The sequence below is a fragment of the Gimibacter soli genome (genome assembly GCF_028463845.1).
GTDB classification, from domain to species: domain Bacteria; phylum Pseudomonadota; class Alphaproteobacteria; order Sphingomonadales; family Kordiimonadaceae; genus Gimibacter; species Gimibacter soli.
In genome coordinates, this window is sequence record NZ_CP116805.1 from 2,515,283 (window position 1) to 2,537,588 (window position 22,306).

Below are 22,306 nucleotides of genomic sequence, written 5' to 3' on the forward strand. Positions count from 1 at the left end.
TATGAGCGACCCCGTGGCGACGGCACCCGTCGTCGCCCTGACCGGGGCGACCGGTTTTCTCGGCGGTCATCTGATCGATAGTCTTTTGCGTGCCGGATACCGCGTGCGTGCCCTCACCCGCCGCACGCCCACCGACAACCGCACCGGGCTTGAGTGGATCAAGGGCGACCTTGACGACGAAGACGCGCTTGAAGATCTCTGCGAAGGGGCCGAGGCCGTCATCCATGCCGCTGGTCTTGTGAAAGCGCTCAGCCGCAGTGACTATTTCGACGTCAACCTGAACGGCACGCTCGCCGTACTGAAGGCGGCAGCCGACGAAGACGTGAAGCGCTTCTTCCTTGTCTCCAGCCTGTCGGCCCGCGAGCCGCGCCTGACCCATTATGGCGCCTCGAAAGCCGCAGCCGAGCTTGCCGTATCGGCGCGTCCCTGGCCGTTTCGCTGGACCATCATCCGCCCGCCTGCCATCTATGGCCCCGGCGACATGGAAATCCTGAAGCTGTTCAAGGCGACCCGGTTTGGCCTTCTGCCCAACGGCGGCTCGCGCGACAATCGCTTCTCGATGATCCACGGCGCCGACATGGCCGAGGCCATCGTTGCCATGCTGAAGGGCGGTTTTGGAGGCCAGATCGTGGAAGTGGACGACGGCCGTGACGGCGGTTACCGGATCGACGATATCGCCAGGGCGCTCGGCGACGACGAGAAAACACCCCGTGTGCTGGCCATCCCGCGCCCGCTGGTGATCTTTGCCGGCGCTATCGGCAGCCTCGTCGGACGCATCATCGGCAAGCCGCTCACGCTCAATCTGGACAAGGCCCGGCTGATCACCCACCCGGACTGGCTGGTGCGCGGCGCACGGCGCCCGTCGATCCCCGGCTGGACCCCCGTTTACGACCTGAAATCGGGCCTAAAAAACACAATTGAATGGTATCGCCTGAACCGCTTTTTGTGATAGGTTCCGCGTCACCCTGCCAGCAGCCCGGTTTCCGGGTGCGCCGGCCCCCAACCAAGAGGCGGATTTATTTCTATGGCAAACGCCCAAACCCTCGACCGTATTTTCGAACTGGTCACCCCCTTCAACAAGAAGGGCATTGAACTTCAAGCGGACACGACTTTCGCGACAGACCTTGATCTCGACAGCCTGACCGTGATGGATCTGGTGGCTGAAATCGAAGACGCGTTCGACATCATCCTGCCGCTCAATCTGCTGCCCGAACTCGAAACCATCGAGCAGGTGGCCGACGCCGTCGACCGCATCGTGGCCGACAACGACTGAGCCTTTTGCCCGAGTACCGACGATGGACCTGTTTGACAAATTCGATCCGCTGATCGCCCAGAAATCCAGCCTGCCGTTCGAGAAGGCCGACCCCTTCAAGGTAGTGATGGAAAAGGTTCTCTCCGAGACCGTTGCGATCATCGATGGCCGCGAGACCATCCTTGCCGGCACCAACAATTACATGGGCATGACCTTCAACGAGGAAGCGATTGCTGCCGCCAAGGAAGCCCTGGACAATTACGGCACCGGAACAACCGGCAGCCGCGTCCTTAACGGCACCTATTCGGGCCATAAAGGCCTCGAGAAAACTATCGCCGACTTCTATGGCATGGACCATTGCATGGTCTTTTCCACGGGCTATCAGGCCAACCTTGGCATGATCTCCACCCTCGCAGGTGTCGACGATTATGTCATCATCGATGCCGACAGCCATGCCTCGATCTATGACGGCTGCGCCATGGGCAATGCCACCATCGTGCGCTTCAAGCACAATGACATCGAAAGCATGGAAAAGCGCCTGAAGCGCCTGCCGGAAGGCGTTGGCAAGCTCGTTGTCGTCGAAAGCCTTTATTCGATGCTGGGCGATGCCGCCCCGTTGAAAGAACTTCTGGAAACCGCCAAGAAATACGGCTGCACCACGCTCGTGGACGAAGCGCACTCGATGGGCTTCTGCGGCGAAAAAGGCCGCGGCCTTTGCGAGGAACTCGGCGTCGAGCATCTGGCTGATTTCATCGTCGGCACCTTCTCGAAATCGGTTGGTACCGTTGGCGGCTACTGCGTTTCGAACCATCCGAAATTCGATGTGCTGCGCCTTGTGTGCCGCCCCTATATGTTCACGGCTTCGCTGCCGCCGAGCGTGGTGGCGTCGGCCACGGCAGCCATCAAGGCGCTGGAGCGCAGCGGGAACCGCCGTGCCCACCTGTGGGAAAATGCCCGCCGCCTGCATTCGGGTCTGAAAGCCGCCGGCTTTACGCTGGCGACCGAAACGGCAACGAGCCCGATCATCGCGGTTTGCCTGCCGGACCCCCTGATCGCCACCAAATTCTGGGAAAAGCTGCTCCTGAACGGCGTTTACGTGAACATGGCCCTGCCGCCTGCCACGCCCGCCGGTTACAACCTGATGCGGGTCAGCGTTTGTGCGCAGCATACGACCGAACAGATCGACGAGATCACCCGCCGCTTCATCGCCACGGCAGAAGAACTGGGCCTGAACGTCAAGGCTGCCTGACCCGGCGAACATCCGATACAGAAAGGGCCGCATTGCTGCGGCCCTTTTTCTTTGCCTATTTGAAGGCGCCCTTTTTCCTTAGGCTCCAGAAAAGCGAGATACCGGCGAGCACCGGGTGGCGGCGCATCCAGTCGGTGACTTCGATCTCCACCCCCGAATGACGGCGGATCTTCCAGGCAAGATAGTCGATGCCACCATCAAAGGTCATGGAAGCCTTCACAAGCCTGAGGAAACTGACAACCTTGCCGTTCCAGCGGCGCCGCGCCCAAAGGAAGCCGGGCGAGTGTGGCATCGGGATGCCGTCAGCCGCGATCACACCGGCAAGCGACGGCGTGAAGCGGTCATACCGTTCCTGATCGAGCAGATAAAGCTCCAGCCCCTTGCCCGGCTTTTCAGACCGCAGCTCGGCCGCATAGGTGGCCTCGAAGGCTGCCACCCACCAGTCGCGCGGCGCCGCGCTTTCGATCAGCGGCTTTGCAGCCTCGAGCATCGTCACGCTGGCCTCAGCAATGGCTGCAGCAATCCGGTCGCGCGATGCGTCATCTTTGGCTGAAAGCAGTAGTGTCGGCTGCGAGAAACGCGCCCAGACGGAGACATTCAGGCAGCTGCGCCCGGTGCGGTATTCAAGATCGGCAAGCGACAGGACGGCATATTTGGACCGCACGATCATGCCGCCATGATTGAACTCATGATAAAACACGTTCGGCGGGATCAGCTTGTTGGCAACGGCCAGAAACCGGCTTTTATAGGCCGCAGCATAATCACTGACGATCACATAGAAATCGAGGATCTTGTCCTCGATCTCGCCCGTCCGCAGGCAGGAACCATAGAAGAGCGTGCCAAGAGCGGCATCCCCATAAAGGGCGGCAATCCGGCTGGCGGCTTCAACCGCGGCCTCGGCGGCCGGGCGCTGCCATTCCTGAAGGATGAAATCGCGGGCGCCCGCGCGGGCTTCCTGTGGCGTGGTCATGCGTGTTGGCCGCGCGTCAGAGCCGGACGAAGGTGAGGCACTTGTCGCCCCGCAGGACCACAGGGCGGCCCGGGATCGGCGTGTAGATTTCGCCGTCGAGCGTCATCGGGTCGCTGCCTTCGATAAGGATTTCGTCGCCGCAATAGGTGTGCACGCCTTCTGCCGGGCGGCGGCCAAACACGCCGGTGAGCAGGTCGCGCATGCCGCGCCACACATTGGCGCCGCCAAATTCAACCGCTGCGAAACGAAGGCCACCAAGTCCGTCCTCGGCATAGGGGCGCAGGCCGAACAGAAGCCGGTCGAGCGTCGTCGCCGTCACGATGGCGAAACGCCCGGTCAGCGTTACCCTGCCCCGTACATCAAGCTGCATGGGTTCGGACGCCATCAGGTTGCGGTCCTTGCCAAGGCCGGCGGCGGACGAGATCAGCTTGAAGGCCGACCACAGGTGCGCCATCCAGTTGGGCAGGCCAAGGCTGTAGGCATTCTCGCGGCACCAGAAGATGCCTTTCACGATACCGGCAGTCCCGAAGAAGGTGCCAACCTTGGGGTGCGATCCGTCGCCAAGGTCCAGCTCGATCAGCTGGCGGCTGGTCAGGTTGTCGTCCACCTTGCCGAAGGCCGCGAGGCGCAGCAATTTTTTGAGGACAGCATCCGGCCGCCCTTTGGCGCCAAGGTCTGCAGCCGTCATGTTCGTCTTGCCGCCGGGCAGGAAGGAAACCGGCGGCGTCGATTTGAAGGGGTTGCGGTAGAGAAGTGCAGCAAGCACGGCACCGATCGTGCCGTCGCCGCCGTTGATGACCACGAGGCCGACGCCGGCACGGGCGAACAGCGCAAGGCCTTCATCGATGGATTCGATGCCATCAAGTTCGAAATGGATCACATGCGGGGTGGCATCCACAATGGAGCGGATGCGGCTCATGCCCTCGGCATTGGTGGAACTGCGCGGGTTGGAAAGAATACCGACGAGCAAGATGCCCGATTTGCCTTCTTCCACGATATGCCGCTCATGCTGCATCGTGCGCGTTCCAATCCCTGCTATGCTGACCGGCGTCTTCTTACCGTTTCAACAGCCAGCCTGCAAGCATCGTCGGTCAGCTACGCCGGAGCTTGCGCCGTTTCTCGGTCTGTTCCTTGTCTTTCCCGAACATATATTGAAGATCGATAGAAACCAATGTTTCTCCGGCGGGTGCGTCAAAAACGACATCTTCATGGTCGGGTGCCGAGAGGCCAAGCTTGGGATTGTTCGAAAAACCGAAGCCTTCCGAGAAAAAATCGGATTTCCCGTTCGCATTGCGGTCATGCAGGATCACCAGCGCATAACGGCCGGGTGCAGGGAGCGGCACACAGATGCTGGCATCGTCCTCAAGGGCGGGCACCTCGATGCGAACGAGCTTTTTGCCCTTCTTCAGGAACTCTGCCTTGTCGCTACTGTAAACCTGCGCGCGCAGGTTACCCTCCGCCGAGCGGATATTGTGGATTTCTGCGCGGATCACGGCGCCGCTTGGCGGTACCTCGCAATCAGCTGATGACTTTTCTTCGGCCTGGACCGGGACCGAAACCATTGTCAGGGCAAGCAGGAAAGGAAGCGTAATGCGCTTCAAAAGACATCTCCTCTATCTTCGCCGTCGGGTCTTTTTTCTGTTCTGGCCCGTACAGGCATCGCCGTCCAAGGTGGCAAAAATAAGGTAGAGCAGCACAAGCGTCACCGAGCAAACGATTTTTCAACACAAATTGGCTTGCATCGGCGCCCGCGCCCGTGTAGCGCGGACTGATGCTGACCCTTCTTGACCGCTATGTCCTGCGCCTTGTCATGACCCCGCTCATGACCACGCTCGGTATTGCGGCCCTCCTCCTTATCCTCGAGCGAATGCTGCGGCTTTTCGACTTCGTGGTGAACGAGGGCGGCCCTGTGGGCGTGGTGTTCGAGATGCTGGCGAACCTGACGCCGCACTATATGGGGCTTGCCCTGCCCATCGGGCTTTTCCTCGGCATCCTTGTCGCCTTCCGGAACCTTTCACTTTCAAGTGAGCTCGATGCCCTGCAGACCAACGGCGTCGGCCTTGGCCGTTTGCTGCGCCCGGTCCTGATGCTGGCGCTTCTCCTGATGGCAGTGAATGTGGCGCTCGTTGGTTGGGTCCAGCCGCACAGCCGCTATGCTTACCGCGGCCTTGTCTATGACCTGCGCTCGGGCGCGCTTGGCGCCTCGATCCGGGTCGGCGAATTTGTCGAGATCGGTGACGACACCGTGCTTCGGATCGAAGAGTCGCACAATCAGGGCAGCGACCTGCGCGGTATCTTTGTCGAGCGCCGCGACAGCCGGGGCAGCATCGCCGTTTCCGCCGACCGCGGCGGCTTCTTTGCAACCAGCGACGAACAGACCGTGATGCTGCGGCTTTATGACGGCATGCTCATTGACCTTAACGAGAACCAGATGAAGCCGCGTGTGCTGTCATTCGATCAGCAGGACCTGACCTTCCGCCTGCCGACCGGCAGCACCTTCCGCGACCGGCTGGGCGAAGAGCTTGAGATGACCCTGCCGGAACTGTACCGGCACCAGCATGACAGCAGCCTGCCCCCTGAAAGCCGCCAGCGCATGGAAGCCAACTTCCACTGGCGCCTGATGCACAGCCTGACCTTCCTTGTGTTGCCGCTCCTTGCCGTGCCCATGGGCATCACCAACAAGCGCGCCACCAAGGCCACGGGCTTCGTCGTCGGCCTCACGCTCGTCATCGTTTATAACGAACTGATGGAAGCGATGGAGACGCTGATCATCAGCGGCCATTCTCCCTTTACCACCATGTGGCTGCTGTTTGCCGGTTTCACGATACTCAGCCTGTACCTCTTCCGCGTTGCCGCCTATAAGGTAGGCGGTGACCCGCTCGCATGGGTCAACGGCATCTGGAGCAGCATCAAGACACCGCTGATCCGCACGACCCGCCGACTGATCGGAGTGAAAGACTGATGGCCATGAAGTTCCTGCGCCCCCTGATGCCCTCGGGCACGCTGGCGCGCTACATGATCCGGATGCATCTCGGTCGCTTCTTCGGCATTCTCATCGGCCTCTGCGCCGTGCTGCAGCTTCTGGACCTTCTGGCCCAGTCGGACGAGATCATGGCGGCCGACGGCGCCACGTCAGCCTCGCTCATCACCTATGTTGGCCTGCGCTTGCCGCAGATCATCAGCCAGTTCGTGCCATTTGTGGCGCTTCTTGCCACCCTTCTGACCCTAGCCACGCTCAACCAGCACAGCGAGGTGATCGTGATGAAGGCCGCCGGGCTTTCCGCGCACCGCATCCTCTTGCCTGTCGGCTATGCCTCCTTCTTCATCGCTGTCGCGCACTTCACCTTCAACGAAACCGTTGTGGTGGATGCCACCGACCAGCTCGATTACTGGGCCGAGCATGGCTACGCGATCGACCTGCCACCCAAAACCTCCAACACCGGGCGCGTGTGGGTGAAGGAAGGTGAGACAGTCATCCTTGTGGAAGCCGTCAGCCAGGTGCAGAACCGAGTGGTGCTAGACAAGGTCAACCTTTTCGAACGCGATGGCTCGGGCCGCCTCAAGGCCATTGCCCGCGCCGATTTTGCCTGGCACCAGGATGGCAAGTGGACTCTCCATGAGGTCCGCCGCTTTGACGCAGGCTCGCACGAGCTTTCCGTCACGCCGCTTGAAGAATGGAATATCCCGACGCGTCCGCAGCGCTTCATGGCACTGACGGTGAAACCCAAACATGAATCGCTTTTCTCGCTGTGGCATTCGATCGATGAACTGAAGGCCGAGGGCCTGCCGACCGAACGACTGATGACGAGCCTGCTGCACAAGATTGCCGCCCCGGCCTCAAGCCTCCTGATGCCGCTGCTGGCCGCTGTCGCCGCCTTCGGTGTGCACCGCGCCGGCAGCCTGTTCATGCGGCTTGTGATGGGCATGGCGCTCGGTTTCGGTTTCTTCGTCGCCGACAATTTCATGCTGGCGATGGGCGAGTTCGGCGTGGCGCCGCCGCTGCTGGCTTCGTTTGCGCCTTTCCTTCTGTTCCTTGTCGTCGGCTATGCCGTGATCTTCCATACTGAAGAAGGGCACAAACTGCCCCGCCGCAAAGAGGTCTCCGCGTGAGCGACCCTCACCTGTCGGATGCCGGGAAGGAAGAGGACCAGCGTGCCCGCGTCGCTTCCGGCGCCGGGATGGCGCTGGTGGGCCGCCTTGGCGCCCTGATCGAGGTCGTATCGGTCATCTTCTTCACCTGGGCCTACGGGGCCGTCACCTACGGCCTTTTCGCGGTTCTCTGGAGCTATGTGAAAGTCCTGACGGCGGTCAGCGACATCGCCATGACAACCGCCCTGCAGCGCTTCGTACCACGCGCCGAGGGCGAAGCTGCCGACCATGCGGCAGGCTATGCCCTCAAACTCAGCCTGATTGCTTCGAGCCTGATCGCACTTGCCCTGACTGTCGCGGCCCCCTTCCTTGGCCGGTTTGTGAACGCCGGGGACGGCGACGCCGAGCATCTGGTGCGCGTGATCCAGCTTTATGCGTGGGTGCTGCCCTTCTGGACGATTGTCGAGGTCGCAACCGCCGCCATCCGGGCGCGGCGCACCTTCGGACCCGAAATCCGGGTGCGCATCTTCTATGAGCAAGGCCTTCGCCTCGTCGCAGCCCTCGCCTTCGCCGGGCTCGGCTTCAATACCTTCGGGCTTTTCGCGGCCCACCTTGTCAGCGTCATTCTGGCGGCGATCCTCGCCCTTCGCCTTGTTGCCAAACATTATAATTTCCGTGCTGTCATGGCGGCCCCGATGCGGGGATTGCAGGTACAGGCGATGCGCCGCTATGGCCGCACCGTGATGCCCGCGAACCTTGTGAAGAAGCTCTTCAGCGAATTCCCTGTCATGTATCTGAACCTGCTGCTGCCGGGCGCAGCGGGGGCGGCGGCTGGCGGCTATTATGCCGTGGCCCGCAAGGTGGCAAGCGCGCTACAACTGGTGCGCCTGACCTTCGAATATGTGATGGCGCCCCTGGCGGCTGAACGCGACGGCAAAGGCGACCGCTCCGCGCTTGGCGACATGTATGCCTTCGCGACCCGTATCTCGCTGGCGCTTGCCCTGCCCTTCGGCGTGTCGCTGATGGCCGCCCGCCATGACCTGCTGGCTGCACTCACACCCGAGTTTCAGGTGGCGGGTAGCGCGATTGTGATCCTGTGCGTGGCGCGGATCATCGAGGCCGCAACCGGGCCATCGTCGGCGATTGTCGAGATGCTCGGCCACCGCAGCCTGCCGCTTATCAATGGCTTCGCAGGCCTTGCCGTGCTGCTTGCCCTCGGCTTCGCCCTCATTCCGGAACAAGGGGTTACGGGTGCCGCGTGGGCTGCTGCCTTCGGTATGAATACCACCGCCATCCTTGGCCTTATCCAGACGCATATGCTGTACCGTCTCAACCCCTACACCCGCCCCATGGTGCGCCCGCTGGCGCTCGGGATCCTTCTCGGGGCGCTGCTATTCGGCCTCGGCGACGCGCTAAACACCTTCGGCCCGCCCTTCGGCCTTGTTTCTGCCGTTTTTGGCTTTATGGTGTCGCTCCTGATTCTGGTACGGTACGGGATCGGCGCGGAAGATGCCGCTGCACTTGGACGTTTTGGACGTATCCTGCGGCACGGACGAGCCTGAGACCTGCGTGCGGCACAGTGCCGCGTATCAGAAAATGATGTTGCGGTGCAGCCATCGAGGCTAGTATGACCGCGATTAGACAGCGAAAATGATTGCGGAGTGCAAGCAATGCGGTTCAGCTTCCTGAAGCAGAAGAGCCATTATCTCGACAAGATGACCATCAAAGAACTGGTGGTCGCCTTCTTCGGCTATTATGCCGTGCAGGTGTATCTGGTGCTGGCGGCCGTCAGCCTTTATGTCGCCTTCACCTATGGCACCAGCCTTCTCATGGGCCTTGCAGCAGCCGCGATCGCCATCGCGCTTTATCCGCTGTCGTGGTACATCACCCACCGCTGGATCCTGCACGGGCAGTGGCTTTACAAGAACCCGCTGACCGCCCCGCTCTGGAAGCGGATCCATTATGATCACCATCAGGACCCGCACCATCTCGAGGTGCTGTTCGGCGCGCTTTACACCACACTGCCGGCCATCGGCATCGTGACCATTCCGGCTGGCTACTATCTGGACGGGATCGGCGGCGCAGGTGCGGGCTTCGCGGCAGGTGTGCTCTGGACCTGTTTCTATGAATTCTGCCACTGCATCCAGCACCTGAACTACAAGCCCAAGAATGCGTTCCTGAAGCATATGAAGGAACAGCACATGATGCACCACTTCCATGATGAAGATGGCAACTATGGCATCACCAGCTTCTTCTGGGACAAGCTCTTTGGCACCTATTACCTGCGCAAGGAACGCCCCGTGAAAAGCACCACTGTCTTCAACCTCGGCTATACCGAGGAAGTCGCGGCGGTCTATCCGTGGGTCGCGAACCTTTCAGGCGGCGTCGATGACCGCCGGCCCCGCGAAAAACGCGATGGCTACAAATCCGGCGCAGAAGACACGAAGGCGGCTGAATAAGCCGCCTTTGGCGTATCAGTACGGGGAAGCATACTGTGAGCGAACTCATCATCCGGCCTGTTGTTACAAAGGCCGACCTCAAGACATTCATCCGCGTCACCGAGCTCGTCTATAAGGACGACCCGGCCTTCATCCAGCCCTTGATGCTGGAGCGGCTTGAAAGCCTTTCGAAAGACAAGAATCCCTATTTCCTGCATGCGGAAGGCGAATACTGGATCGCCGAGCGCGACGGCATTGCCGTTGGCCGCATTTCGGCGCAGGTTGACCCGACCGTGCAGGAAAAGTGGGGCCCGGACCTCGGCCACTTCGGGCTCTTTGAGGCAACCGACTTTGAAGCCGCGGAAGCCCTTTTCAAAACCGCTGCCGGCTGGCTGAAAGCCAAGGGCATGAAACGCATCCAGGGCCCGTGGTCGCTGTCGGCCAACCAGGAATGCGGCATGCTCGTCAAGGGCTTCGAGACGCCGCCTGTGGTGATGATGCCACATGGCCGCCCCGAATATGATGGCTGGCTGAAAAAGCTCGGCTTCGAAAAGGCCAAGGATCTGGTTGCCTGGTATCTCGATATCAAGGACGAGCCCGAAGAGCGCATCGCCCGTATCGTCGAAATGGGCAAGCGCAACAAGAAGATCAAGATCCGCGAGATCGATATGAAGCGCTTCAATGAGGAACTCGACCTCATCCTCGATATCTTCAACGACGCATGGGCGGACAACTGGGGCTTCTCGCCCTTCACGGACGCCGAAGCCGCGCACACCGCCGCCTCGCTGAAACCCATCGTGAAGCCCTACCGCACCTTTATCGCCGAATATGACGGCGAAGCCGTGGGCTTCATGGTGACCATTCCTGATGTGAACCACCATATCCGTGACCTGAAAGGCAAGCTTTTCCCCTTCGGCATCTTCAAGCTCTTGGCTCGGATGCTGGGCAAAAAATCGGACGAGCGCGTCCGCGTACCCCTGATGGGCGTTCGCCAGTCAATCCAGAAATCGAAGGTCGGCGGCATCATCCCGATCATGCTGATCGAAGCCACCCGCCCGGGTGTGCGCAAACGCGGCGCCACCTTCGCCGAGCTCAGCTGGATCCTTGAAGACAACGAAGGCATGAACAACATGCTGCGCGAAGTGGCCTGCGTGCCCTACAAAACGATGCGCATGTATGAAAAGGCTATCGACTAGCCTGCCTTGGTCTCGAAACTGCCCTCAAGGCTCTCCCGCAGCCAGTCGGCAACATATTCTTTGCCACAAGGCGAGTAGCGACTGAGATGGGGAAGCCCTGCGACAACCAATGGGCTTCCCTTTACGACCGCGCGAAACCTTTTTAGCTTCCAGTTCCCGTGACCTGCGGCCTGATGGTCGACGACGGCTTCTCTACAATCAAAAGGCGTCTGCAAATAATTAAATGGCGAAGTCTTGGAGTTGCCGAAGGCCAGAATGAGTTTGGGCCTCACAATTCCCAAGATTGCCTCATGCACCGGCCAACAAATATCGGCCAAATCACGAGGAACTTCGCCTGCCCTCCTGCTTTTCACAAATATCAGGTTGCTGGCGCAAATGGTCTGGAGCGGGTACCCAAGCTGATCCGCGATCCATTTCAGCCGTTGCTGGAGAGGGGCTCTACTATACGGGGCATCAGGCCCCTGATCGGAGGTCAGCCAATTCTCGCAAAGATAGGCATTGCAGTCGTTTGTCAGCATCGTATCGATGCTTTCCGAAATCGGCCTACCGTCTTCTGGCGCTCCGCCGGGATTGAAGCCCAGAATATAGATATCGCCCTTCACGAGGGTACTGTGGCCGCTATAAAGAATGCCGCCCGTCCGGTGCTGAATATCTTTCAGCTTCTCCCTCGCCTTGACCTGCAGATCTACTTTTCCGATGTCCAAAGCGCCCCTCCCGATGCCTGATCGGATGCTAGATATCCACGCGAGCAGCAACAATCAAAAATTGCAGCGGTGTTATCCCGATTGCATCAGGCGCACGCCTTCGTCGCGCTCGAACAGATACAGAAGATTACGGAGCGCCTGACCGCGCTCCGTTTTCAATTCCGGGTCCTTCGATACAAACAGCCGGGCGTCGTCGTTCGCCATCGGGATCATGTCACCGTGGGCTGCGAAATCGACGAGGCGGAATTCCGGCAGGCCCGATTGCTTGAGCCCGAGGATTTCACCGCCCCCCCGAAGGCGCAGGTCTTCCTCGGCGATCAGGAAGCCATCGTCAGTGTCGCGCATCACCTGCAGGCGGGCGCGGGCGACCTCGCCGACCGACTGGGCACGAACGAGCAAGCAGGTTGACTTGGCAGCCCCCCGCCCCACCCGGCCCCTGAGCTGGTGAAGCTGGGCCAGGCCGAAACGTTCGGCATGTTCGATCACCATGATGGAAGCTTCGGGCACATCAACCCCCACCTCGATCACTGTGGTCGCCACCAGCAGCTGGATATCGCCTTTCTGGAAGGCTTCCATCACCGCGTCTTTCTCCGGCCCCTTCATGCGGCCATGGACAAGCCCGACAGCGTTTTCACCGAAGACATGGGCGAGCATGCCATAGCGTTCTTCGGCGGCAGCCAAGTCGCTGTTTTCGGATTCCTCCACGAGCGGACAAACCCAATAGGCGCGTGCCCCCTGCGCCATCGCCCGGCGCAAGCCGTCAATCACATCCGACAGCCGGTCTTCCGATACTACACGGGTATCGATCGGCGTGCGGCCCGGCGGCTTTTCGCGAATGAGCGACACATCCATGTCGCCGTAGGCCGTCAGCGTCAGCGTGCGCGGGATGGGGGTCGCCGTCATGCCCAGCACATCGATGCCATGGGCGGCCTTGTCGGCAAGCGCCAGCCGCTGCTGCACGCCAAAGCGATGCTGCTCGTCGATGATGGCAAGGCCGAGGTCGCGGTAGGCCACATCATCCTGAATGAGGGCGTGGGTGCCGATGAGGATATCAATCTCGCCGGCCTTGAGGCTGGCGAGCAAAGCCTCGCGCGCCTTGCCCTTGGTGCGACCGGTGAGGAACGCAATCTTGAGGCCGGCAGCAGCCGCCAGTTTCTCGATCCCCGCCGCATGCTGGCGCGCGAGGATTTCGGTCGGTGCCAGGAGGGCCGCCTGTGTGCCCGCCTCCACGGCGGTCGCCATGGCGAGAAGCGCCACGACCGTCTTGCCACTGCCCACATCGCCTTGCAGCAGGCGCAGCATGGCGCGGTCCCCGCCCATGTCGGCCATGATCTCGGCCAGTGCCTTTTCCTGATCACCAGTCAGCGTGTAGGGAAGTGCGGCGCGTATCTGTGCCGTCAGTTTGCCGTTCCCTTTGATCGCGCGCCCGCGCTTCTTGCGGACCTTTTCGCGCACCAGCGCGAGCGCCAACTGGGTGGCCAGCAGTTCGTCGTAAGCCAGCCGCCGCCGGGCGGGGCTATCGAGCGCGATATCATGCCCGGTTTCGGGCGAATGCAGATGGGTGAGTGCAGCCTTGAAGCCCGGCCAGCCTTCGCGCGCCATCAGGCCGGCGTCATGCCATTCGGGCAGGTCGGGGATTTGCCCGAGCGCATCAAGCACCGCCTTGCGGATCACCTTGCCCGAGAGGCCGGCAGTGAGCGGATAAACGGTTTCGAGCAGCGGCAGGCTGCCTTCTTCCTCCGGCTTCACCATATAGTCCGGATGGGTGATCTGCCGGGTGCCCTGATATTCCTCCACCCGGCCCGAGATCAGCCGGGTTTCGCCTTCGGGCAGCTGCGCCCGCAGCCAGTCGGCCCGCGGATTGAAGAACACGAGGGTCAGGAAACCGGTCTCATCCTTCGTGAGCACGCGGTATGGCACGCGCTTCGAAGGCGCAGGGCGGTGTTCGATGATATCGAGCGACAGGGTGGCGATACTGCCCGGCACGGCAACCGCCACGCTCGGCCTATAGCGCCGGTCAATCAGGCCGGTCGGCAGATGCAACAGCATGTCGCGGATACGGGTGCCGGAAAGTTTATCGAAAAGCGCGCGGTTGCGCTTGCCGATGCCAGACAGGCCCTCTATATCCGCAAAAAATGCATTCAAGGCTGGCGGCCGCATTGGCCCTGTCTCCCCGGAATTTAGCTTTATCGGGGGTGGACCTTAGCCTATGGTGGCGGCCCCGCCAAGAGAGCGAAACGATAAGAGAATTCCGATGAGCGACTATAACCCCCATGCCCCCCTGAACCTTGAAGACCGGCGCCGCCGCCTTGTCTTCCGGTCGTGGCACCGGGGCATCAAGGAACTGGACCTCATCTTCGGCAATTTCGTCGAGGCGAATGTGGCCACCTTCAGCGATGAGGATTGCGCCTGGTTCGAACGCCTCTTTGAGGAACAGGACCATGAAATCCTCGCATGGGTCACGGGCGGCGCGCCTGAGCCTGATGAATTCAAAGGCGAGATGATGGACCGGCTGAAGAAGCTTGATTTCATGACACTGAAGGCGAGGTAGGTGGATCGTGATTGCCAATATCATTGACAGTCGAAAGAAGAAATTCCGTTGGAAAACTGTGAATGCGATAGTCGAGGCGACATGGCAAGACAACAGCTGCTCAGATTCAGATCAAGCTGAAGAGGGTGAGGCTGTTTTTGATGAGCGCAAGGGCATTTCAGTCCACGAGGCTATCGACTGGGCGAGCAACATGACCATGCCCGTCACGCTCTATCTGTCTGATTCAAAGTAATCCACTTAGCCACAATCAACTGTTTTCAGGCTTCAATATTGAACATCACATGACGAACCCTGCCGCCGATGCTCTGCCCTTTGCCCTCGCGCTCGACGCCCTGACGAGCGGCGACCCCGTCACGCGCATGTCCGGCGTTGTGCCGGGCTTCGATGGCATGATGCTCGGGGCGCTGGCCTCCCGTGTGTTCGGTAAGGGCAAGCGGGCGCTCGTTCATGTGGCGCGGGATGACGCACGGCTCGCCGCCCTTGAAGCCACCGTCCGCTTCTTCTCGCCTGAAATCGAGGTCATCACCTTCCCGGCGTGGGACTGCCTGCCTTATGACCGCGTGAGCCCGGCGGGGGAGATCGTGGCGCACCGGATGGCGACGCTCGCCGAGCTTGCCGCACGCAAGCCCAAAGGCCCTCTCCTTCTCCTCACCACCATCAACGCCGCCCTGCAGCGTGTGGTGCCGAAATCGGCGGTAGCGACATCAAGCCTGATGGCCACCCCCGGCGATACGCTTTCGATGGACGATGTGATCGCCTTCCTTGTCGGCGCCGGTTACCGCCGTGCGGGACAAGTGATGGAAGCCGGCGAGTTTGCGGTGCGCGGTGGCCTTGTCGATATTTTCCCCTCGGGTGAAGCCGAACCCGTGCGGCTCGATTTCTTTGGCGACGAGCTGGATGCCATTCGCCGCTTCGATCCCTTCACGCAGCTGACGACCCAGAAGGCGGACAAGCTGCATCTGATCTCGGCTAGCGAAATTGCCTTCACGCCCGAAGCCATCAGCCGCTTCCAGCGCACCTACACATCCACCTTCGGCCCTGCCAAGGGTGAAGACCCGCTTTATGAAGCCGTGCTTGATGGCCGCCGCTATCAGGGCGCCGAACACTGGCTGCCCTTCTTCCATGAGCGGCTGGAGACGATCTTCGATTATCTCGATGATCCGGTCGTCACCTTGGATCACCAGACGGATGAAGCCGCCGCCGAGCGCTTCACGGCCGTAGCTGACTATTACACTGCCCGCAAGGAAGCCTGGGAAACCGCCAAGGCGACAAAAGACACCCGCATCCCGCCCTACAAGCCGGTGCCGGCGGAAAGCCTGTTTCTGGATGCTGAAGGCTGGGGTGACCTCACCGATGTGCTGGGTGCCCTGCACCTGACGCCCTTCAAGGCCCCGCAGGTGCCGGGTCTTGTGGCATTCGATGCAGCACAGGGCCGCGACTTCGCTCCGGAACGCGCCGCCCGCGAAGGCAATATCTATGACACGCTGAAAACCCACGTTGATGCCCTGCGGGACGCCGGCAAACGGGTCGTGTTCGCCAGTTACTCGGAAGGCGCTGCCGAGCGCCTGAAGGGTGTTCTGGAAGACCACGGCGTGAAGCCAGTTGGCGTGGCCGAGGGCTGGGCCGATATCCGCCACGCCAATCCGCGCCTTGTGGCCATCACAGTGCTGCCGCTTGAAAGCGGGTTCGAGACCGCCGACCTCGCCATCATCAGCGAGCAGGATGTGCTGGGCGACCGGCTGGTGCGCAAGGTGCGCCGCTCCAAGAAGGCCGACAATTTCCTGACCGAAGCCGCCGCCCTCAGCCCCGGTGATCTGGTCGTGCACGCCAGCCATGGCATCGGGCGCTTCGAAGGGCTTGAGACCGTAGAGGTGACGGGAGCAGCGCATGACTGCGTGCTTCTCACCTATCATGGCGGCGACAAGCTTTTTGTGCCGGTCGAGAATATCGAGGTCCTGTCGCGTTACGGCAGCGACGAAACCGGCGCCCAGCTCGACAAGCTTGGCGGTGTTGCGTGGCAGGCCCGCAAGGCGAAGATGAAAGAGCGTATCCGCGAGATGGCGGGGGAGCTGATCAAGCTTGCCGCTGCCCGCGCGCTCAAGGAAGGCAATCCCATCGCCGCCACCGACGGCGCCTACGAGGAATTCTGCGCCCGCTTCCCCTACGCCGAAACGGACGATCAGCTGCGCGCCATCGCCGATGTGGCGACCGACCTTGCGTCCGGTCGCCCGATGGACCGGCTCATTTGCGGCGACGTGGGTTTCGGCAAAACCGAAGTGGCCCTGCGTGCGGCTTTCCTTGCCGTGATGGCTGGCTATCAGGTGGCGGTGATCGCGCCGACCACCCTTCTTGCCCGTCAGCATTTCCAGACCTTCACCGAGCGCTTCAAGGGGCTCCCGGTTCGCATTGCGCAGCTTTCGCGGCTTGTTTCCACCAAGGAGGCAAACGCCAGCAAGGACGAGATGAAGGACGGCAAGCTCGATATCGTGATCGGCACCCACGCCCTTCTCGGCAAGGGGATCGGCTTCCGCGACCTCGGCCTGATGATTGTGGACGAAGAGCAGCATTTCGGCGTGGCCCACAAGGAGCGCCTGAAGGCGCTGAAAGCCAACGTCCACGTGCTGACCCTGACCGCCACCCCCATCCCGCGCACCCTGCAGATGGCAATGAGCGGCATCCGTGATCTTTCGATCATCGCGACCCCACCGGTGGACAGGCTGGCCGTGCGCACCTTCGTACTGCCGTTCGACCCCGTGGTGATCCGCGAGGCGCTCTTGCGCGAGCATTACAGGGGCGGCCAGAGCTTCTTCGTGGTGCCGCGCATCTCGGATATCGCCGAGGCTGCCGACTTCCTGAAGGAACAGGTGCCCGAAGTGCGCTTCACCATCGGCCACGGCCAGATGGCCGCAAGCGAACTGGAAGATGTCATGACCGCCTTCTACGAGGGCAAGTATGAAGTGCTTCTGTCCACCACCATTGTGGAATCCGGCATCGATATCCCCACTGCGAATACAATGGTGCTATACCGCGCTGACCGGTTTGGCCTGGCGCAGATGTACCAGCTGCGCGGGCGTGTGGGGCGCGCCAAGGTGCGGGCTTATGCTTATCTGACCACCCCGCCCGGCCAGATGATCAGCGACAATGCCGACAAGCGCCTGCAAGTGCTGCAAACGCTGGATACGCTCGGCGCCGGCTTCACGCTTGCCAGCCACGATATGGATATCCGGGGCGCGGGGAACCTCCTTGGCGAGGAACAGTCCGGCCATATCCGCGAGGTGGGCGTCGAGCTTTACCAGAAGATGCTCGAGGAAGCCGTGGCCGAAGCCCGTGCCGGCGGGTTCGAGGAAGCGGAAACCGACTGGTCCCCCACCATCAATGTGGGCGCCACCGTGATGATTCCGGAAAGCTATGTGCCGGATCTCAACCAGCGCATGGCGCTATATCGCCGCCTTGCCGACCTCGACACGCGCGAAGAAATTGATGGATTTGCCGCCGAATTGATCGACCGTTTCGGCCCGCTGCCGCCACCGGTGAAGCAGCTGACCGCCATCATGATCATCAAGGGCCACGCCAAACGGGCGGGGATCGACAAGCTGGAAGCCGGCCCCAAGGGTGTCATCATCGGTTTCCGGGGCGACAAGTTCGAAAATCCGGCGGGTCTTGTGGAGTTTATCTCCGGCAGTGGTATCCGGGCAAAACTCAGGCCGGATCATAAGCTTATTTACTTCGCCGCCGAAGCAAAGATCGGTGCGCGACTGAAGATGGTGCACGCTCTTGTAAAAGAGCTGGAAGTACGCGCACGGCGTTAACCTTAATCCGCTTTTCTAATACATCGAATTGATATATGTTCCGCCTCCTTAACAAGGCTGGCAGCAAGCTGGCCATTTTTGCGACAGAGAGGAAACATCAATGCTTGCAGCGCGCTTTTTCAAACTCGGGGCCTTATACGGCCTGATCGGCATCGCCCTTGGCGTTTACATGGGGGCGAGCCATGACCACAGCCAGATGCCCACCCATGCCCACCTCAACCTTCTGGGCTTCGTATCGATGATGCTGTTTGGCGGCTATTACCGCCTGCACCCCGCCGCCAATCACACGATGCTGGCGCGGATGCATTTCTGGCTGTCGAACATCGGCCTCTGGATGATGATCGTCGGCCTGTTCGTCATGTTCAGCGGCAATATGGGCGCCGAGCCGCTCACGGCTGTCGGTTCCATCGTCGTGCTCATTTCGATGGCGATGTTTGTGGCCGTCACGCTGCGCACCAAAACGCCGACAGCGTACTGAACCGTAATTCCCAAAGCTTTCAGGCGCCCGCCCCGTCGGTCGCCTGCGCATGGTCGATCACCTTCACAAGTTCGCTATGGTCCTGCGCGCCGGACACGGCAAAGCGGCCATCGAAAATGAAGAAGGGCACGCCCTGCACGCCCATCCGGTGCGCCTCGGCCACTTCCACCTGCACAACGTCCCTGTCGGCGTCGCTCGCCAGCAGATCGGCCACCAGCGTGCGGTCCATCCCTGCCCTTGCGGCAATATCGGCGAGCAGTTCACGGTCGCCCAGAAACGCGCCTTCCTCGAAATAGGCGCGCATCAGTCCTTCCACCACAAGATCCTGACAGCCGGGTGCCAAGGCCCAGCGGATCAGGCGGTGCGCATCCAGCGTGTTGGCGATCCGGGCCGGACGCTCGAAATCGAAGGCGATGCCGAGCTCTTCTCCCCGCGCGATCAGATGCTTCCGCGCCTGTTGGAACTGCGGGCTATTGCCAAATTTCTGCGCATAATAGGTGGCGCGGTCCACGCCCTCAGCCGGCGTTTCAGCACTCAGCTGATAGGGCCGCCAGCGCACGCCAGTGACAGCCGCCGGCCGCTCGGCAACCGCGAGGTCCAGTTCCCGTTTGCCGACGAAGCACCAGGGGCAGACCACATCGATCACCGTATCGATCAGCATCACAGACATCCTTCAAATTGCGCCTACGCATTAAACAGAGCTTTACCCTTTCACCTTATGGTCAGCTAATCAAGGAGGAGAAGCCACCGTGATCGACGCCCTGAACATTGCCGCAAACGGCCTCATCCAGTCCGAAAAACGGGCGACGGATGTGGCGCGCAAGATCATTGACGACACCACGGCAGCGGCCAATTTCTCGCTTGATGACCTGCCCGAAGGCGCCAATACGGCGGCTGTGGCCACCGCCACCGGCGGCAGCGGCAAGCTCTCGGGCGGCCCCGGTTTCGGCGACCTGATCCAGCATATGGTGGACCTGAAGACGGAAAAGCATGTCTTTGCCGCCAACGCGAAGGTCTTCAGCAGCATCGACGAGACGCTGGACGAAGGCCTCGGCCGCCTGCTGGACGACAAGGGCTGAGGATAGCCCGCCGTTCGATTCCTTCTGGAACTCCTCACCCGAACGCCTATACTCTCCGCCCGAGGGAGTATTGCTCAGTATGAAAATAGCCATCATTTCCAGCGAGTTCGGCGAAGCTGCGAAAGCCGCCGCCCGTCTGCGCAGCCACTATCCGGTGGTGGGCACCCGCGAGGCCGAGGTGATCGTCGCCCTTGGCGGCGACGGCTTCATGCTGCAAACCCTGCACGCCTATATGAACCAGAATGTGCCCATCTTCGGGATGAACAAGGGCACCGTCGGCTTCCTGATGAACGAATATAACGAGGAAGGCCTGATAGAGCGGATCAAGGCGGCCACCAACTTCACGATTCACCCCTTGCGGATGCGTGCCACCACCTGCGACGGCGAAACGATCGAATATATGGCGGTGAACGAGGTGTCACTCCTGCGCGAAACCCGGCAGGCTGCCAAGATCCGTGTGTCCATCGATGGCACCGAACGCATCCCCGAACTGGTGGGTGACGGCATCCTTGTGGCCACGCCTGCCGGCAGCACGGCCTATAATCTTTCCGCCAATGGCCCGATCATTCCGCTCGGCGCTGACCTCATGGCACTGACCCCCTTGGCCGCCTTCCGCCCCCGGCGCTGGCGCGGTGCGCTGTTGCCGCACAATGTGTCGGTCGAGCTGGTGGTGATGGACCCGAGCAAACGCCCGGTTTCTGCCGTGGCCGACATGCACGAGGTGCGTGACGTGCGCAAAGTGGTGGTCGAGGAAGCCCGCGATATCCGGATTAATCTTTTGTTCGATAGCGAACATAATCTCGCTGAACGTATCTTCGGCGAACAGTTTGTACACTGAGCCAACAATATAAACCAATTTGGGGGGCGAGAATGAAACCCATGAAATACCTGACCGGCCTGCTGGTAGCAGCGCTGGTCATGAGCGGATCGGCTATTGCCGACGACAAGAAAGAAACGGCTGCAAAGCCGGTTGGTGAGCCCAAAGTCTTCGAGACAACCCACAAGGGCACCTTCGGCGGCACCGCCGTCAGCTACAAGGCTGTGGCCGGCGAAACCTACCTGAAGGATGAAAACGGCGAGCCGACCGCTGCCATTTTCTCCACGAGCTATATCCGCACCGATGTGAAAGACAGCGTTTCGCGCCCTGTCTTCTTCGTCTTCAACGGCGGCCCGGGCTCGGCGAGCGTGTGGCTGCATATGGGCATTTACGGCCCGAAGCGCATCATTGTGCCGTCAGACGCCAAGGATGACGGCGCCGCCCCCTTCACGCTTGTTGATAACCCGGATTCGATCCTTGATCAGGTCGATATGGTCTTCATTGACCCGGTCGGCACCGGCTGGTCCCGCGCCATCGGCAAGGGCAAAAGCGAAGACTTCTGGGGTGTGAAGGAAGACGCCAAGTCGGTCGCGGAATTTATCCGCATCTGGCTGCAGAAGAACAACCGCTGGAACAGCCCCAAATATCTGTCTGGCGAAAGCTATGGCACCACGCGTGCAGCCGCGCTCCTGAACGAGCTTCAGGGCAGCTACACCGATATCGCCATCAACGGCGTGGCGCTGATTTCCTCGATCCTCGACTTCTCGTGGAACAGCTATGACCCCGGCCAAACACGCGCCTATATCGGCTACCTGCCGACGATGGCCGCCACCGCCTGGTATCACGGCCTTGTCAGCCATGAAGGCCGCACGCTTGAAGGCTATGTCGAGGAAGTGCGTCAGTTCGCCCTTGGCGACTATGCAACGGCCCTCCTCCAGGGCAACCGCCTGCCGAAAGCCAAGTTCAACGAGATTGCCGAAAAGGTGGCTGCCTACACGGGCCTGAAGCTTCAGTATGTGAAAAACGCCAACCTGCGTGTTCACTATTACAAATATCTGAAGGAGCTGCGCCGCGACGAAGGCCTCACCGTTGGCCGCCTCGATGGCCGCTATCTTGGCCGCGACTATGAAGGCACGGGCGAGCATATCGACAACGACCCGTCCTTCTACGGCATCGATTCCGCCTATAACGCCGGCACCATGCATTATTTCCAGAACGACCTGAAGGTCGATATCGAACGCCGCTTCTCCGTGATCGGCGGCGTGCGCAACTGGAAAGGCCTGGAATATGGCGGCTATGACGGCGGCTTCGTGAATGTCGCCCAGCATGTGGGCCAGGCCCAGCGCGAGAACAGCGATATCAAGATACTGGTGGCAAACGGCTATTACGATTTTGCAACGCCCTTCTTCGCCACGGAGAATACCTTCAACGACAATGGCATCGACACCGCGAAGGTCACCTTCACCTATTATGAATCCGGCCACATGATGTATGCCCACGAGCCCAGCTTCCAGCAGCTCGTGAAAGATGTGCGGGACTTCATCAGGAAGTAAAAACCAGAGGCCCGGCAGTGGAAACCGCCGGGCCTTTTCCACAAAAAGAGGGGGCCTCAAAGGCTTGTCGCCTGAGGCCCCGCTCCTCCCGTCCCGATCTTGTGATCGGTGATTATCCCCT

Annotated in this window: 21 protein-coding genes; 15 read left to right on the forward strand and 6 right to left on the reverse strand. The window is 60.8% G+C overall.

Features of this window, described 5'->3' with window-relative positions:
- Position 1 precedes the first annotated feature (1 nt).
- The 3 genes from PH603_RS11785 to spt all read left to right on the forward strand — a co-directional run bounded on the left by PH603_RS11785 (position 2) and on the right by spt (position 2,501).
- Complete coding sequence (locus tag PH603_RS11785; protein WP_289502728.1) at positions 2-949, forward strand: NAD-dependent epimerase/dehydratase family protein; 948 nt, start codon at positions 2-4, stop codon at positions 947-949.
- A gap of 75 nt (positions 950-1,024) precedes the next feature.
- Positions 1,025-1,273: an acyl carrier protein gene (locus PH603_RS11790; protein ID WP_289502729.1), complete on the forward strand. Its 249-nt coding sequence runs from the start codon at positions 1,025-1,027 to the stop codon at positions 1,271-1,273.
- 22 nt (positions 1,274-1,295) lie between these two features.
- The gene (gene spt / locus PH603_RS11795; protein ID WP_289502730.1) at positions 1,296-2,501 is read left to right on the forward strand and encodes a serine palmitoyltransferase; all 1,206 of its coding nucleotides are present in this window, start codon (positions 1,296-1,298) and stop codon (positions 2,499-2,501) included.
- Between the two features lie 55 nt (positions 2,502-2,556).
- On the opposite strand, the gene PH603_RS11800 is transcribed toward spt, so the two are convergent.
- The 3 genes from PH603_RS11800 to PH603_RS11810 all read right to left on the reverse strand — a co-directional run bounded on the left by PH603_RS11800 (position 2,557) and on the right by PH603_RS11810 (position 5,072).
- A complete protein-coding gene (locus PH603_RS11800; RefSeq protein ID WP_289502731.1) occupies positions 2,557-3,471 on the reverse strand; it encodes a hypothetical protein in 915 nt (304 codons plus the stop codon).
- 16 nt (positions 3,472-3,487) lie between these two features.
- Positions 3,488-4,486: a diacylglycerol/lipid kinase family protein gene (locus PH603_RS11805; protein WP_289502732.1), complete on the reverse strand. Its 999-nt coding sequence runs from the start codon at positions 4,484-4,486 to the stop codon at positions 3,488-3,490.
- A gap of 76 nt (positions 4,487-4,562) precedes the next feature.
- Complete coding sequence (locus PH603_RS11810) at positions 4,563-5,072, reverse strand: DUF2141 domain-containing protein (RefSeq protein ID WP_289502733.1); 510 nt, start codon at positions 5,070-5,072, stop codon at positions 4,563-4,565.
- 170 nt (positions 5,073-5,242) lie between these two features.
- On the opposite strand from PH603_RS11810, the gene lptF reads away from it, so the two are divergent.
- From lptF to PH603_RS11835, 5 genes are all read left to right on the forward strand, one after another.
- Complete coding sequence (gene lptF / locus PH603_RS11815; protein ID WP_289502734.1) at positions 5,243-6,433, forward strand: LPS export ABC transporter permease LptF; 1,191 nt, start codon at positions 5,243-5,245, stop codon at positions 6,431-6,433.
- Positions 6,433-7,581, forward strand: coding sequence for an LPS export ABC transporter permease LptG (gene lptG, locus PH603_RS11820; protein WP_289502735.1), 1,149 nt, complete (start codon positions 6,433-6,435; stop codon positions 7,579-7,581). Before lptF ends, lptG begins: the two co-directional genes overlap by 1 nt.
- Entirely contained in the window at positions 7,578-9,122 is a 1,545-nt protein-coding gene (locus PH603_RS11825; RefSeq protein ID WP_289502736.1) for an oligosaccharide flippase family protein, read from the forward strand. The genes lptG and PH603_RS11825 overlap by 4 nt, the downstream gene beginning before the upstream one ends.
- A 108-nt stretch (positions 9,123-9,230) precedes the next feature.
- Entirely contained in the window at positions 9,231-10,019 is a 789-nt protein-coding gene (locus tag PH603_RS11830; RefSeq protein WP_289502737.1) for a sterol desaturase family protein, read from the forward strand.
- A gap of 35 nt (positions 10,020-10,054) precedes the next feature.
- Complete coding sequence (locus PH603_RS11835; protein WP_289502738.1) at positions 10,055-11,194, forward strand: hypothetical protein; 1,140 nt, start codon at positions 10,055-10,057, stop codon at positions 11,192-11,194.
- On the opposite strand, the gene PH603_RS11840 is transcribed toward PH603_RS11835, so the two are convergent.
- Both PH603_RS11840 and recG read right to left on the reverse strand, forming a co-directional pair.
- Entirely contained in the window at positions 11,191-11,898 is a 708-nt protein-coding gene (locus PH603_RS11840) for a uracil-DNA glycosylase family protein (RefSeq protein ID WP_289502739.1), read from the reverse strand. The two genes, PH603_RS11835 and PH603_RS11840, sit on opposite strands and share 4 nt — an antisense overlap.
- Positions 11,899-11,970: 72 nt before the next feature.
- A complete protein-coding gene (gene recG, locus PH603_RS11845) occupies positions 11,971-14,058 on the reverse strand; it encodes an ATP-dependent DNA helicase RecG (RefSeq protein ID WP_289502740.1) in 2,088 nt (695 codons plus the stop codon).
- 94 nt (positions 14,059-14,152) lie between these two features.
- Here recG and PH603_RS11850 point away from each other — a divergent pair, with 94 nt between their 5' ends.
- The 4 genes from PH603_RS11850 (at position 14,153) to PH603_RS11865 (ending at position 18,736) form a co-directional block, all read left to right on the forward strand.
- Positions 14,153-14,449 carry a succinate dehydrogenase assembly factor 2 gene (locus PH603_RS11850; protein WP_289502741.1) on the forward strand — a complete coding sequence of 99 codons (297 nt, stop codon included), beginning with the start codon at positions 14,153-14,155 and terminating at the stop codon, positions 14,447-14,449.
- Positions 14,450-14,456: 7 nt separating this feature from the next.
- On the forward strand, positions 14,457-14,681 hold the full coding sequence (locus PH603_RS11855; RefSeq protein WP_289502742.1) for a hypothetical protein: 225 nt from the start codon (positions 14,457-14,459) through the stop codon (positions 14,679-14,681).
- 49 nt (positions 14,682-14,730) lie between these two features.
- Positions 14,731-18,258, forward strand: coding sequence for a transcription-repair coupling factor (gene mfd, locus PH603_RS11860; RefSeq protein WP_289502743.1), 3,528 nt, complete (start codon positions 14,731-14,733; stop codon positions 18,256-18,258).
- 100 nt (positions 18,259-18,358) lie between these two features.
- Positions 18,359-18,736, forward strand: coding sequence for a hypothetical protein (locus tag PH603_RS11865; protein WP_289502744.1), 378 nt, complete (start codon positions 18,359-18,361; stop codon positions 18,734-18,736).
- 19 nt (positions 18,737-18,755) lie between these two features.
- On the opposite strand, the gene PH603_RS11870 is transcribed toward PH603_RS11865, so the two are convergent.
- Entirely contained in the window at positions 18,756-19,397 is a 642-nt protein-coding gene (locus tag PH603_RS11870; RefSeq protein WP_289502745.1) for a DsbA family oxidoreductase, read from the reverse strand.
- Between the two features lie 88 nt (positions 19,398-19,485).
- Between PH603_RS11870 and PH603_RS11875 the strand changes: the two genes are divergently transcribed.
- From PH603_RS11875 to PH603_RS11885, 3 genes are all read left to right on the forward strand, one after another.
- Positions 19,486-19,815 carry a hypothetical protein gene (locus tag PH603_RS11875; RefSeq protein ID WP_289502746.1) on the forward strand — a complete coding sequence of 110 codons (330 nt, stop codon included), beginning with the start codon at positions 19,486-19,488 and terminating at the stop codon, positions 19,813-19,815.
- A 79-nt stretch (positions 19,816-19,894) separates the two neighbouring features.
- The gene (locus PH603_RS11880; protein WP_289502747.1) at positions 19,895-20,653 is read left to right on the forward strand and encodes an NAD kinase; all 759 of its coding nucleotides are present in this window, start codon (positions 19,895-19,897) and stop codon (positions 20,651-20,653) included.
- Positions 20,654-20,694: 41 nt separating this feature from the next.
- On the forward strand, positions 20,695-22,185 hold the full coding sequence (locus PH603_RS11885; RefSeq protein WP_434783324.1) for a S10 family peptidase: 1,491 nt from the start codon (positions 20,695-20,697) through the stop codon (positions 22,183-22,185).
- Positions 22,186-22,306 lie beyond the last annotated feature (121 nt).

Excerpts from the sequence above, each read along its gene's own strand:
- recG (WP_289502740.1), bottom strand. The coding sequence starts at position 14,058 with ATGCGGCCGCCAGCCTTGAATGCATTTTTTGCGGATATAGAGGGCCTG.
- PH603_RS11885 (WP_434783324.1), top strand. The coding sequence starts at position 20,695 with ATGAAATACCTGACCGGCCTGCTGGTAGCAGCGCTGGTCATGAGCGGA.
- lptF (WP_289502734.1), top strand. The coding sequence starts at position 5,243 with ATGCTGACCCTTCTTGACCGCTATGTCCTGCGCCTTGTCATGACCCCG.
- PH603_RS11850 (WP_289502741.1), top strand. The coding sequence starts at position 14,153 with ATGAGCGACTATAACCCCCATGCCCCCCTGAACCTTGAAGACCGGCGC.
- PH603_RS11800 (WP_289502731.1), bottom strand. The coding sequence starts at position 3,471 with ATGACCACGCCACAGGAAGCCCGCGCGGGCGCCCGCGATTTCATCCTT.
- lptG (WP_289502735.1), top strand. The coding sequence starts at position 6,433 with ATGGCCATGAAGTTCCTGCGCCCCCTGATGCCCTCGGGCACGCTGGCG.
- PH603_RS11870 (WP_289502745.1), bottom strand. The coding sequence starts at position 19,397 with ATGCTGATCGATACGGTGATCGATGTGGTCTGCCCCTGGTGCTTCGTC.
- spt (WP_289502730.1), top strand. The coding sequence starts at position 1,296 with ATGGACCTGTTTGACAAATTCGATCCGCTGATCGCCCAGAAATCCAGC.
- mfd (WP_289502743.1), top strand. The coding sequence starts at position 14,731 with ATGACGAACCCTGCCGCCGATGCTCTGCCCTTTGCCCTCGCGCTCGAC.
- PH603_RS11865 (WP_289502744.1), top strand. The coding sequence starts at position 18,359 with ATGCTTGCAGCGCGCTTTTTCAAACTCGGGGCCTTATACGGCCTGATC.
- PH603_RS11830 (WP_289502737.1), top strand. The coding sequence starts at position 9,231 with ATGCGGTTCAGCTTCCTGAAGCAGAAGAGCCATTATCTCGACAAGATG.
- PH603_RS11805 (WP_289502732.1), bottom strand. The coding sequence starts at position 4,486 with ATGCAGCATGAGCGGCATATCGTGGAAGAAGGCAAATCGGGCATCTTG.
- PH603_RS11785 (WP_289502728.1), top strand. The coding sequence starts at position 2 with ATGAGCGACCCCGTGGCGACGGCACCCGTCGTCGCCCTGACCGGGGCG.
- PH603_RS11880 (WP_289502747.1), top strand. The coding sequence starts at position 19,895 with ATGAAAATAGCCATCATTTCCAGCGAGTTCGGCGAAGCTGCGAAAGCC.
- PH603_RS11790 (WP_289502729.1), top strand. The coding sequence starts at position 1,025 with ATGGCAAACGCCCAAACCCTCGACCGTATTTTCGAACTGGTCACCCCC.